Genomic DNA, 11,064 nt, shown 5'->3' with positions numbered 1-11,064 from the left:
ACCGCGAGCCCCAGCCACTGCCACGTCTCCAGCACCCACAGCGGGCGCGTGAAGAACACCGGCGGCAACAGGTCCAGCAGCGGAGTCCCGCGCTCGGGGACGACCCCGGCGGCCGGCGGCAGCCCCGCGTCCAGCGCGAAGGCCCCCACGGGCCCCAGCAGCAGCACTCCCCACACCCACGGCGGCACGAAACGGCGCACGGCGCTCTCCCCATCTCCAAGATGATTTGAGAGCAAACAATCATTCTGGAGGAGGTCTGTCCAGAGGGGATGACGCGAGGGGTCAAGGGCCGGACGCGGTGCGGACGGACGGGGAGGCGCCGGGCCCGCCGCGCTGTGTCGCCATGGTAGGGAGAAGGCCTCCATGTCCGCTCCCGCTTCGTCGCTGAAGGCCGTCATCGCCGCGCTGTCCGGCAACGTGCTGGTCACGCTCATCAAGTTCATCGCCTTCTCCCTGTCGGGGTCGGGGGCGATGCTGTCGGAGGCGATCCACTCGGCGGCGGACACGGGCAACCAGGTGTTGCTGTTCCTGGGGCTGAAGCGGGCGGCGCGCGTGGAGGACGACTCGCACCCGTACGGCTACGGCGGCGAGCGCTTCATCTTCGGCATCCTGTCCGCGTCCGGCATCTTCTTCGTGGGCTGCGGCGTGACGCTCTACCACGGCATCCAGTCGCTCCTGCACCCGCACGTGGCGGAGACGGGGCCCGTGACGTTCGCGGTGCTAGGGGCGTCGTTCCTCATCGAGGGCGGGGTGCTGACGTTCGCGGTCGCAGGGCTCCTGAAGCAGGCGGCGGGCGAGCCCTTCTTCCGCTTCGTGCGCCAGAAGGCCGACCCCGCGTCGGTGGCCATCCTGCTGGAGGACGGCGCGGCGGTGCTGGGCTTGGTGCTGGCGACGGCGGGCATCGGGCTGGCGCACGTGACGGGCAACCCGCTGTGGGACGCGGCGGCGTCGCTCACGGTGGGCGTGCTGCTGGGGCTCATCGCCCTCTACCTCATGGTGGAGAACCGGGAGCTGCTGCTGGGCCGGTCCGTGCCGGCGGACGTGGAGCAGCGCTTCGAGGACCTGCTGCGCGCGCGCCCCAGCCTGGCGGACCTGCACGACGTGAAGACGCGGCGGCTCACCCCGGAGGTCTACCAGTTCAAGGCGGAGCTGCGCTTCAGCGAGGCCTTCGTGGCGGCCCGGCTGGAGGAGGCCCTGCCCTCGCAGGGGCTGCCCCCGAAAGGCGCGGAGCGCGAGCGCGCGCTGACCGACGCGGCCCGGCACCTCATCCGCACGATGAGCGAGGAGATCGACGCCATCGAAGCGGAGATCCGCCGCGCCATCCCGCAGGCGAAGCACATCGACCTGGAGCTGGAGCACCTGACCGCCGCCGCCGCCGAGGCCGCCGAGGAGCTCCGCGTCCGCACCGGGTGAGCTTTGCCTTGAATCCTGGTTTTGTTGTTTAGGCCGTGATATGCGCTTTCCCGGTTCCCCTCACGGGAGCGGCGAAACGGGATGCGCGGACGGCATGCATGGACGGTGGGAGTGGCGCTGCTCTTGGGCTGCGCCGGCACGTCCTACTTCCAGAGCGGCAGTGAGACCCTCTTCGGCCAGCGGGGCGCCAGGGTCTGGGTGAAGGGCCCGTGGCCCGCGGTGCACCCGTCCGCGGACGTGGACGAGGTCATCGACCAGCTCTGCCCGGCGGTGATGGCGTTGGACCGGGCGCGCGAGCGGGACTACGGCCAGGAGTACTGCGGGCTCATCTACTCGCTGGGCGGCGGGGAGTACTACGCGAGCTGGCCGTCGCCGCTGGGGCGCACGACGCTGGTGGGCTCGGACCTGCGCCGCAAGAGCTGCAGCGTGCCCAGCTCCGTGCGGGACGACCGGGGCCTGCCGTCCACCCTGGCGGACTTCCACAGCCACCCCTGGTTCCCGTCCGGCATGTCACAAGAGGACCGCTGGGGTCAGTCACAACGTTGGACCCTGCGCATCCAATTCGATGCAGGATGCACCGTGACGAAGCTGGTCCCCTACAAGGGCGAGAACCGTCCGGGCGAGGTCTATCTGCGGCGGGACAAGACGTGGAAGCTCATCGGATACATCCATGAAGCGGACAAGGACACGGGCTTCATCACGCCCGTGGAGGACTAGATGGGGCGCGAGGGTTCGGCATTGGGGCGGGTGGTGGTGAAGCGCGGGCTCGCGGTGCTGCTGGCGTTGCCCCTCTCCGGCTGCGTGCTCTTCGGGCGGCCCATCCGCCCGCCACGCGCCTCCGACGAGGAGATGGCCCGCTTCCAGTTTCCGTTGGACCTGCCGGCGGAGGGGCGCACGCAGACGCCCGCCCTCGTCGCGGTCGCGACGCAGCTGGCGATGGACGACTTCCGTCCCCTGGACCTCAAGCCGCACAAGGGCGCGACCGCGGACGAGCTGTGCCTCTACCGGCGGGACTCCTTCGACGTGTGGACGGCGCCCGGGCCCGAAGGCGTGATGTTCGTGCGCTTCGTGCCCCGGCAGGACGTGTGCAACTCCGAAGGGCCCGTGACGGACGCGAGCGCCACGTACGCCATCGACACGCGCCAGTGGCGCATCCTCTCCATCCAGCGTTAGGCCGCCGTCGCGCCCGTGGGCGGCGCCTCTTCCGGCTCCGCGCGCGTGAGGCCCAGCACCTGCTCCCGCTGGGGCCACGGCCACGCGCCGGTGACCATGGCCAGCTTGCCCGCGAGCACCGACGCCACGGCCACCTCGAACGTGCAGATGTACGAGATGATGCCCATGTCTCCGAACACCTGGTTCAGGTACGACGCGATGACGCCCACGATGACCAGGCACGCGGTCCGGTGCTCCGCCGCGTGCGCCCGGTGGTACGAGCGCGCCGCCAGGTACACCGTCACCACCAGGTACATCCACACCATCGTGTAGCCGAACCACCCTCCGAAGGCCAACAGGCCCAACAGCGAGTCGTGCGGGTGGAACCGGTACGTGGGGAACACGAACGCGATGTTGGGCAGCGGGTAGGGCTCCAGGAACTCGTGCCCGTAGCCCGTGCCGAACACCGGGTTGGTGGCCCACGTCGCGATGAGGTTGAGGTTCTCGATGTCGCGGTAGTCCAGCTCCCCTTCCGCGTGCTGGCCCTCGATGATGGAGCGGAAGGTCGCCACCGGCTTGAAGATGCCGCTGCTGGAGCCCCACCCCACCAGCATGTACACGACCAGGAGCGGCGAGCACGCGATGAGCGCGCGCGTGACGAACTTCTTCAGCGGCGTCCACGGGTTGAACAGGTACGCCGCCGCCAGGCCGCCCACGAGGCTCACGTACGCGAGCCGGCGGTCGTTGAAGAACATCCCGATGAACACCAGGATGATGATGAGGATGCCGCGGATGGCGTGGCCGGACTTGGGCCGCTCCAGCCAGCGCGCGATGCACACCGTGATGGCGAAGATGAACGTCATCGAGTCGGAGTGGCAGGTGGTGTACTCCACCTCCAGCCCCTGCGCCGGGATGATGACGAGCGCGAAGTAGGTGCTCACCGCGGACTTGGTGAGCGCCGCCGCGGTGATGGTCTTCGCCACCGCGGGCCAGTCCTCCGGCCCGCGCAGGCTGTAGTGGTACATCATCGCCACCAGCGGGAGCACGGCGGCCTGGTGCCACTGCCACAGCGAGTTCTTGATGTCCCCGCCCCGCGCGATGCCCCACACCTCCATCCACATGATGGCGAAGAAGGACATCGTCAGCGTCACCACCAGCGGCCGGGGGATGGGCACCACGGGCGGGTCGATGGTCGACTTCGTGGCCCGCCGGTAGATGCCCAGGCCAATGGCGAAGACGATGAGCCCGTCCACCAGCGGGAAGCGCAGCGCGCCAATGCCCACCAGCTCGTGCATCTGGGTGAAGAGCAGCTTGCCGAAGGGGAACATCGGCGAGGGCCAGAACATCGACTGGGGGCGCTCGGGCGTGTAGTCCGCCGCCAGCACCAGGTAGAGCACCGTCAGCGCGAAGTAGCGCAGCGGCATCTTCAGGATGACCCACACCACGGTGAGGGCCAGCACGGGCGCCATCGTGACGATGGGGTCCCCGTTACCCACGGCGGCCGCGCCCAGGGTGACGGCGCCCAGGCCCACGACCATGACGATGTACTGGAGCCAGGCGGCGCGGGTGGGTTCGGAGGCCATTCGAGCGAGGGGGAGGCTATATCCCGGGCCCCGGTTGGGATAGATGCGGAAGGCGTATGGCTGGCTCCCGACCCCGCGTCCTCCTGATTGCTGAGCTGTGCAACCCAGACTGGGTGAGCGTCCCCCTGGAAGGCTGGTCCCTGGCCAGGGCGCTCGCCGAGGTGGCGGACGTGCACCTGGTCACCCAGGTCCGCAACCGCGAGAACATCCTCAAGCAGGGCCTGGTGGAGGGGAAGGACTTCACGGCGCTGGACTCCACGCCGGTGGAGCGCCCGCTGGAGAAGGTGGGCGAGGTGCTGCGCGGCAAGGCGGGTGTCGGCTGGACGACGGCCACGGCGCTGAGCGTGCTGCCGTACTACTACTTCGAGGAGCTGCTCTGGCGGCGCTTCGGGGACCGCATCCGCGCGAAGGAATTCGACGTGGTGCACCGCTACACGCCCATCAGCCCCACGACGCCCAGCACGCTGGCGGCGCGGTGCGCGGACGCCGGGGTGCCCTTCATCATGGGGCCCATGAACGGTGGCCTGCCGTGGCCCAAGGGCTTCGGGGACGCGCGGCTGCGTGAGCGCGAGTGGCTGAGCTACATCCGGGACGTCTACAAGCTGATGCCCTTCTACCAGTCGACGCGGAAGAACGCGGCGGCGCTGATGATGGGTTCGCGAGCGACGCGCGCGCAGCTGTCCCAGGAGTACCAGGACAAGGTGGTCTACATCCCGGAGAACGCCATCGACGTGCGCCGCTTCGGCGCGTCGAAGGCGGAGCCGCCGAAGCCCGGCGAGCCGCTGCGGGTGGCGTTCGTGGGGCGCTTCGTGCCGTACAAGGGCATGGCGATGCTCATCGACGCGGCGGCGCCGCTGGTGCGCGAGGGCAAGGTGCAGGTGGAGCTCATCGGCGACGGCGCGGAGATGCAGAACCTGCGCGCGCAGGTGGCGAAGGGCGGGCTGGAGAACGGGGTGACGTTCGCCGGCTGGGTGAAGCACCAGGAGCTGCAGGGCCGCCTGTCGAAGAACCACATCTTCGGCTTCCCCAGCGTGCGCGAGTTCGGCGGCGCGGTGGTGGCGGAGGCGATGGCGCTGGGGCTGGTGCCCATCGTGATGGACTACGGCGGTCCGGGTGAGATCGTGAGTCCGTCCACGGGCTTCGCGATTCCCATGGGCACGCCGCAGGAGATCATCGAGCGGGTGCGCGGGGTGCTGGAGAAGCTGGTCGCGGATCCGTCCGTGATTGGCCCCATGGGCGAGCGCGCGAGGACGCGCATCCTCAAGCACTTCACCTGGAAGGCGAAGGCGGAGCAGGTGCTGGAAGTGTATCGCTGGGTGTCCGGCGAGCGCGGCCAGCCGGACTTCGGCATGCCGCTGGCGGACTGACGGTCCGGGGCGCGAACGGTCGCCATGCGAAGGTGGGCGCTGGGGATCCTCGCGGGAGTGTTGGGGTGCGCGTCTTCCGGGACGCCGCCCCTGGGCGAGCCTCTCCAGGTCTGGGCACGGGCGGAGGTCGGACACGGCTGCGAGCCGGACGCTGGGGACCGCTGTGTCGCCACACTCTGCACCGAGACGGAGTGCGCGCTCTTCTTCTGCGAGGACCTCGAGTCCCCGGCGATTGTCCGCACGCGCGGAAGCGCCCCCGTGTTCGTGGCGCCAGGAGGTACGGCTCAGCGCAATTGGGGCAGCGCCCAGGGGCTGCCGGGAGACCGGCTGCCGGTCATGGTGTTCCGCTGGTATCCCCGCGAACGCCTCCCGAGCGAAGTGCGCCGTCAGCAGGCCATGGCGGAGTGGGCCCGTCGTCCCAAGGAAAAGCACCACCTCTTCCCGCAGCAGTACACGGCGTACTTCCTCTCCAAGGGAATCAACGTGCATGACTACGTCATGGTCATCGACAAGGACCTGCACGCGCGGATCCATCGAGGCCCTGATGGTGGCCCCTGGAATGGCGAGTGGCGCATGTTCTTCTCGAGGACCTACGGCCGGGCCACCAAGCCGCAGCACTTTGAACAGGCCTCGAAGATGATCCAGCAGTTTGGTCTGTTCGGGCTGACGACGACCTACTGGCAGAGCATCGAGCTGGGACCGTTTCCCAGGGATGACTGATGCGCTACTTCGAACTGTGCACGCCCCACTACGACATGCGTCGCGTCTGGACGGGGAGCTATCAGGCAGATGCCCGTTGGATGTTGCCCGGCGTGGAGTGCCCCACCTGTGGTGAGACCTGGAGCGGCATCGCCCTGGCGTATCCCTCCGTGGACCTGTCCCGGCACCCGCTGCGAGAGGAATTCGAGACACCGCGCCTCGAGCCCTTCGCGCGTTACGCACGACTTCTGGAGCAGGTGAAGCCGTGGTTACCGCCTGGAGCCCAGGTGGAGCCCGGAACGACCTTCGGTCCTCTGGTGGGGACCGCCGAGGGATCATTCGGCCCACTCGTGCTGAGGGATCCCTGGAAGCTCCTGGTGCGGGAGGACGCCCTGGACGCGATGAGGACCGCCGGGCTTCGAGGCCTTGTACCGGTGCGGGCGGAGCTGGCTGCTTCCAGTGCATCGGTTCCTGCGCTCCATGAGCTTGAGCTGGCCGTGCGTGGGCGCCTCCATCCTCATGGGCCGCCGCCGTGTGGGACCTGCGGACGGGTGGAGGCGGCCATGCCGGAGGAGTTCAGGCTGGAAGGCCCGTCGTTACCCACGGACCTGGACGTGTTCCGGCTGACGGATGCCGTGACGTTGATTGTCGCGACAGCGCGCTTCGTGGAGGTGGCGCGCAGCCTCGGGCCCCTGGACGTCCTCTTCAGGGAGCTCCCCGTCAGCAGCGAGGGCTAGTCTTCCAGGCATGAGCCCCTCCCCACTCCAGCGCGCCGTCCGTGGCTTCGCGGTGTACGACCTGCTCGTCACGCTTCCGTTCGCCACACCGTGGACGGCGGCGGCGATGCTGGGCGCCATGCGCTGGGCGCACGAGGGCCTGTCGCTGCGCGGCGAGGCCATGCCTGCCTTCACACCCACGCACCTGTTCTTCGTCGCCCTCTTCGGCGTGCTGGCCGTCATCTGGGCGCTGGTTCGCATCCTCCAGCCCACGGCGCTGCATGGCGCCATCGACACGGTGGGGCGCGGGCTCGTCGCCTCGTGGATGGTGCTGGCGATCACGCAGGGGGCATCGCAGGTGCTGGGTACGTTCATGGTGATGGAGCTCGCGGGCATGTTCGTGCAGGGCGCGCTCCTGCTCGGCGCTCGGCGGCGGGACGCGGCTCCCGTGGCGGGTGCCTGAACGGGGCCCCTTGCCTCTGCACCAAGGTGCAGGGGTTAGGGTCCTTCGCATGAACCCTGATTCGTCCCTGCTCCGCCGCGTCGTCTTCGCCAGTGCGCTGTACGACTTCGTCGTCACCGTCCCCTTCGCCACGCCGTGGACCGCGGAGGCGGTGCTCGCGAACCTCCGCTCCGTGCATCACGCGCTGAGCCTGGGCGGTGAGCCGCTCCCCGCGTTCACGTCCGCGCACCTGTTCTTCGTGGCCCTCTTCGGCACCATCGTGACGCTGTGGTCCGTCGTGCGGCTCTTCCACCCCACCGCGTTCAACGGCGCCATCGACACCGCGGGCCGGGCGCTGTTCTCCACGTGGATGGTGTGGGCGCTCACGCAGGGGGCGACGCGGGTGCTCGTGGGGTTCCTCGTGCTGGAGCTGGCGTGGATGTTCGCGCAGGGCGGTGCCATCCTCGGGAGCAGGAGGCAGCGAGATGGCATCCCCGCGACGGCCCGTTGAAGTGACCCCACTGCGCATCGGCGCGCTCGCGCGTGAATCCGGCGTGAAGCTGTCCACGTTGCGCTTCTATGAGCGCCGCAAGCTGCTGCTGCCCATGGACCGCAGCGAGAGCGGCCAGCGCCTCTACGGCCCGGAGGCCGCCATCCGCGTGCGCTTCATCCGCCGCTCGCAGGAGCTGGGCTTCACGCTGAAGGAGGTGTCCGCCGTCCTCGCCCTCAACGACCGGCGCGGCACCCCCACCCGCGACGTGGCCCGCTTCGCGGAAGCGAAGGTCCAGGCCATCGACGCGCGCATCGGCGATCTGCGCCGCATGCGCCGCGCCATCACCACCCTGATGGCCGAGGGCTTCTGCCCCCCGGACACCGTGTGTCCCATCCAGGCGTCGCTCGGCGCTCCGAAGCCTCCGGCGAAGCGGAAGCCCCGCGCCTGAGCGCTACCGCCGCTCCGCCTCACGCGTGGTGCGCACCCACTCGCCACGCTTCTCCGCGCCGGGGCCGCGCACCATCAGCCACACCTTCCACACCACGTAGATGGGCGCCCACGCCAGGTCCAGCAGGCCCCGCGCACCCACGCCGGACACCCACCAGCCGCGCAGCACGTACAGCGCCAGCGACATGAGCCCGAATGACGCCACCGCGGACGCCGCCACCGCCGTGCCGCCGGACAGCCACGCCACCGCGGCCGCCAGCACCGAGCCCGCCACCGTCGCCATCACCAGCTGGCTCAGCGGCGGCACCAGCACGTCCATGGACAGGTCGAACAGGAGCCCGCTCTTCTGCTTCAGCGCGTCGCTCAAGAGCGGCCAGCCGTGCAGCTTGCGCATCTGCGCGCGGCCACCCTCCCAGCGCTGCCGCTGCGAACGGCTCTGCTTCTCCGCCGTCACCATCTCACCCAGCACCTCCGCCTCCCAGGCGTAGTGCACGCGGTGCCCCGCGCGCGCCAGGCGGATGCCGTACTCCAGGTCCTCCACCACGCTGAACGCGTCGTGCGGCACCTGCTTCAGCACCGCGTGCGTGAAGCACATGCCGTTGCCGCGCAGGCCGCAGGACACGCCCATCCGCTCGCGCCCCATGGAGCGCACGCGGTGGAACATCCCCAGCGCGATGGTCATCAGCCGCGTGCGCCACGACGCCGTGGGGTTCATCACGCCGTAGTGCGCCTGCACGCCGTGCGCCCCGTCCTCCAGCCGGCGGGAGAACGCGTGCAGCAGGTTCGAGGACACCACCGTGTCCGCGTCCACCACCACCACCGCGTCCGCGAAGCCGTCGCGCTGGCTGTGCGCGAAGGCGTGCGCCAGCGCGTAGCCCTTGCCGCGCTTCTCCGCGTCCTGGCGCTCCAGCACCGTGGCGCCCGCTTCGCGCGCCTTCTGGGCCGTCGCGTCGGAACAGTTGTCCGCCACGACGATGATGCGCCGCAGGTGCGCCGGGTAGTCCACCGCGGACAGGTTCGCCACCGTCCGGGCAATGCCCAGCTCCTCGTTGTGCGAGGGAATGATGACGTCGAACTTCCGCGTCGCGGGCGACGGCGGCACCGGCGCCGCCTTGCGCCCCGACAACAGCGTCAGGAGCAGCAGGTAGCCGCAGCCCACCGCCACCGGCAGGAGTCCCACGCACAGCGCCACGTCCACCCAGGTCCAGACCGTCACGACAGTGTCACCCCCGCGCTCGCGCCATCTTCAAGGACGGCCAAGCGCACGAACCTTCAGCGCCGTTCCAGCTCCGCCAGCACCGGCAACTTGAGCAGCCGCTCCACTTGCCACTTCTCCAGCACCCGGCGGCGCAGGATGTCCAACGCCACCGCCGCGAACACCGCCAGCACCACCCCGCCCACCACGCCCGCGATGGCGATGAGCTTCGGGTTCGGCTTGGACGGCTTCTCCGGGAAGAGCGCCGGCAACAGCACGCTGTAGCGGTGCTTCATGGACACCTTCGAAATCTCCAGCTCCGTCTGCGCCTGGTCCAACCGGCGCAGCTTCTCCTGGTGCCGCATCACCACCATGCGCATCCGGTCCGTGGCCACCGCCACCTCCGGATCATCCGGCGTGCCCAGCATCGCGCCCGCCATCGGAGCGCCGAAGCCCGCCGCCAGGCTGGTGCCCTCCGTCGCGGAGTCCACGTCCGTGCCGCCCATGCGCAGGTACTCCTGGATGAGCGACTGCTCCTCGGAGCGCAGCGAGGTGAGCTGCGGCGAGTCCGCCTGCATCGTCGCCACGCGCTGCTCCAGGTCCACAATCACCGGGTGCTGCGGGGAGAAGACGACGCGCTGTTCCGCCAGCTGCGCGCGCAGCTCCGTGAGGCGGCGGCCGCGGAACTCCTCCACGTCGCGGATGGCGCGGCGCTTGGCCTGCACCAGGAACTTCAGCTGCGCGAGCGCGTGGTCCGTCTGCAACAGCGCCTGCCGCGCGCTGGCCTGCTTGGGGTCCGCTTCCTTCTTCTTGCGGCGCGCATCCGCGGCCCTCACCGCGCGCTCCAGGTCGGCGATGGCCTGCTTGATGTTCGCGGCCTCGTTGGCCACCTGGCCCTGGAGGATGTTCACGGACTCGGAGATTGCGCCCATCTCCGAGTCGTGGCGCATGTCCAGGAAGTTCTGCGCCGCGGCCTCCACGATGTTGAAGGCCATCTGCGGGTCGCCCCAGTCCACCCCGATGGTGACCGTGCCGCTGCCGCCCTCCGCCATCACGTTGAGGCTGGTCTCCAGCATCGCGATGAGCGCCTCCTCCTTCTCCTCGTCGGACATGGGAGGCGGAGCCTTCTTCAGGTACTGCTCCTTCATGCGGCTGATGGGCGAGCGCATGTGGTCCCAGTACTCGATGAGCTTCGCGTTCTTCACGACGGACTTGAGGTTGCCCCGGCTGAGCACCATCTCCCACGCGGCGCGCGTGGGTTGATCCGCCTCCACCGGGATGGAACGGCCCGGGTTCACCAGCGAGGAGATGATGAGGTTGCGGTACGTCAGCATCCGCGTCTCGACGTGGTACTTGCGCGGCATCAGCTTCGCCGCCACCGACCCCAGGCCGCTCATCACCGCGACGATGCACAACCCCAGGAACCAGTGCCGGAAGATCGCCCGGCGCACGAAGCCCAGCCCGTCGAACAGGAAGCCCCAGTCAATGAGGTCCGCCGGCGCGTTCGTCTCCTCGCGCTCGGGGACGTACGGCGGGGGCGGGGCGGAGCGTGGCGTG

General features: G+C 69.6%; 12 protein-coding genes and 1 pseudogene. 9 read left to right on the top strand and 4 right to left on the bottom strand.

Annotation, left to right across the window (positions count from 1 at the left end):
- Positions 1 to 200, bottom strand: a pseudogene (locus D7X32_RS40085) (hypothetical protein); the annotation flags it as partial.
- A 163-nt stretch (positions 201 to 363) separates the two neighbouring features.
- Here D7X32_RS40085 and D7X32_RS40080 point away from each other — a divergent pair.
- From D7X32_RS40080 to D7X32_RS40070, 3 genes are all read left to right on the top strand, one after another.
- Entirely contained in the window at positions 364 to 1,413 is a 1,050-nt protein-coding gene (locus tag D7X32_RS40080) for a cation diffusion facilitator family transporter (protein ID WP_120607786.1), read from the top strand.
- A gap of 81 nt (positions 1,414 to 1,494) precedes the next feature.
- On the top strand, positions 1,495 to 2,130 hold the full coding sequence (locus tag D7X32_RS40075; protein ID WP_120607785.1) for a hypothetical protein: 636 nt from the start codon (positions 1,495 to 1,497) through the stop codon (positions 2,128 to 2,130).
- The gene (locus tag D7X32_RS40070) at positions 2,131 to 2,586 is read left to right on the top strand and encodes a hypothetical protein (RefSeq protein WP_120607784.1); all 456 of its coding nucleotides are present in this window, start codon (positions 2,131 to 2,133) and stop codon (positions 2,584 to 2,586) included.
- Here D7X32_RS40070 and wzy read toward each other — a convergent pair.
- Complete coding sequence (wzy, locus tag D7X32_RS40065; RefSeq protein ID WP_120607783.1) at positions 2,583 to 4,148, bottom strand: exopolysaccharide repeat unit polymerase; 1,566 nt, start codon at positions 4,146 to 4,148, stop codon at positions 2,583 to 2,585. The genes D7X32_RS40070 and wzy overlap by 4 nt on opposite strands.
- Positions 4,149 to 4,204: 56 nt before the next feature.
- On the opposite strand from wzy, the gene epsH reads away from it, so the two are divergent.
- Genes epsH through D7X32_RS40035 form a run of 6 tightly spaced genes read left to right on the top strand, consistent with a single transcriptional unit; the run spans position 4,205 to position 8,313 of the window.
- A complete protein-coding gene (gene epsH / locus D7X32_RS40060) occupies positions 4,205 to 5,515 on the top strand; it encodes an exopolysaccharide biosynthesis glycosyltransferase EpsH (protein WP_120607782.1) in 1,311 nt (436 codons plus the stop codon).
- Positions 5,516 to 5,539: 24 nt separating this feature from the next.
- Positions 5,540 to 6,235 (top strand): SitA6 family polymorphic toxin lipoprotein, encoded by a 696-nt coding sequence (gene sitA6, locus D7X32_RS40055; RefSeq protein WP_120607781.1) that lies wholly within the window; start codon positions 5,540 to 5,542, stop codon positions 6,233 to 6,235.
- A complete protein-coding gene (gene sitI6 / locus D7X32_RS40050) occupies positions 6,235 to 6,951 on the top strand; it encodes a SitI6 family double-CXXCG motif immunity protein (protein WP_120607780.1) in 717 nt (238 codons plus the stop codon). Before sitA6 ends, sitI6 begins: the two co-directional genes overlap by 1 nt.
- 10 nt (positions 6,952 to 6,961) lie before the next feature.
- Positions 6,962 to 7,393: a hypothetical protein gene (locus D7X32_RS40045; protein WP_120607779.1), complete on the top strand. Its 432-nt coding sequence runs from the start codon at positions 6,962 to 6,964 to the stop codon at positions 7,391 to 7,393.
- 49 nt (positions 7,394 to 7,442) lie between these two features.
- Positions 7,443 to 7,883 carry a hypothetical protein gene (locus D7X32_RS40040; RefSeq protein ID WP_120607778.1) on the top strand — a complete coding sequence of 147 codons (441 nt, stop codon included), beginning with the start codon at positions 7,443 to 7,445 and terminating at the stop codon, positions 7,881 to 7,883.
- Positions 7,858 to 8,313 carry a MerR family DNA-binding protein gene (locus tag D7X32_RS40035; RefSeq protein ID WP_120607777.1) on the top strand — a complete coding sequence of 152 codons (456 nt, stop codon included), beginning with the start codon at positions 7,858 to 7,860 and terminating at the stop codon, positions 8,311 to 8,313. The genes D7X32_RS40040 and D7X32_RS40035 overlap by 26 nt, the downstream gene beginning before the upstream one ends.
- 3 nt (positions 8,314 to 8,316) lie before the next feature.
- Here the strand turns inward: D7X32_RS40035 and epsU are convergent, their stop codons facing one another.
- Positions 8,317 to 9,528 (bottom strand): exopolysaccharide biosynthesis GT2 family glycosyltransferase EpsU, encoded by a 1,212-nt coding sequence (epsU, locus tag D7X32_RS40030; protein ID WP_120607776.1) that lies wholly within the window; start codon positions 9,526 to 9,528, stop codon positions 8,317 to 8,319.
- Between the two features lie 56 nt (positions 9,529 to 9,584).
- On the bottom strand, positions 9,585 to 11,064 hold a 1,480-nt coding region (gene epsV / locus D7X32_RS40025; protein ID WP_120607775.1), incomplete at its 5' end, for a PCP family exopolysaccharide biosynthesis protein EpsV.

The organism is Corallococcus carmarthensis (assembly GCF_003611695.1).
In the GTDB taxonomy this organism is placed as follows: domain Bacteria; phylum Myxococcota; class Myxococcia; order Myxococcales; family Myxococcaceae; genus Corallococcus; species Corallococcus carmarthensis.
This window is presented reverse-complemented; position numbering and strand designations above follow the sequence as displayed.

What these genes read in the sequence shown, in the direction of transcription:
- epsH (WP_120607782.1), top strand. Translation starts at nt 4,205, where the DNA reads ATGGCTGGCTCCCGACCCCGCGTCCTCCTGATTGCTGAGCTGTGCAAC.
- D7X32_RS40075 (WP_120607785.1), top strand. Translation starts at nt 1,495, where the DNA reads ATGCGCGGACGGCATGCATGGACGGTGGGAGTGGCGCTGCTCTTGGGC.
- sitI6 (WP_120607780.1), top strand. Translation starts at nt 6,235, where the DNA reads ATGCGCTACTTCGAACTGTGCACGCCCCACTACGACATGCGTCGCGTC.
- D7X32_RS40045 (WP_120607779.1), top strand. Translation starts at nt 6,962, where the DNA reads ATGAGCCCCTCCCCACTCCAGCGCGCCGTCCGTGGCTTCGCGGTGTAC.
- sitA6 (WP_120607781.1), top strand. Translation starts at nt 5,540, where the DNA reads ATGCGAAGGTGGGCGCTGGGGATCCTCGCGGGAGTGTTGGGGTGCGCG.
- D7X32_RS40080 (WP_120607786.1), top strand. Translation starts at nt 364, where the DNA reads ATGTCCGCTCCCGCTTCGTCGCTGAAGGCCGTCATCGCCGCGCTGTCC.
- wzy (WP_120607783.1), bottom strand. Translation starts at nt 4,148, where the DNA reads ATGGCCTCCGAACCCACCCGCGCCGCCTGGCTCCAGTACATCGTCATG.
- D7X32_RS40035 (WP_120607777.1), top strand. Translation starts at nt 7,858, where the DNA reads ATGGCATCCCCGCGACGGCCCGTTGAAGTGACCCCACTGCGCATCGGC.
- D7X32_RS40040 (WP_120607778.1), top strand. Translation starts at nt 7,443, where the DNA reads ATGAACCCTGATTCGTCCCTGCTCCGCCGCGTCGTCTTCGCCAGTGCG.
- D7X32_RS40070 (WP_120607784.1), top strand. Translation starts at nt 2,131, where the DNA reads ATGGGGCGCGAGGGTTCGGCATTGGGGCGGGTGGTGGTGAAGCGCGGG.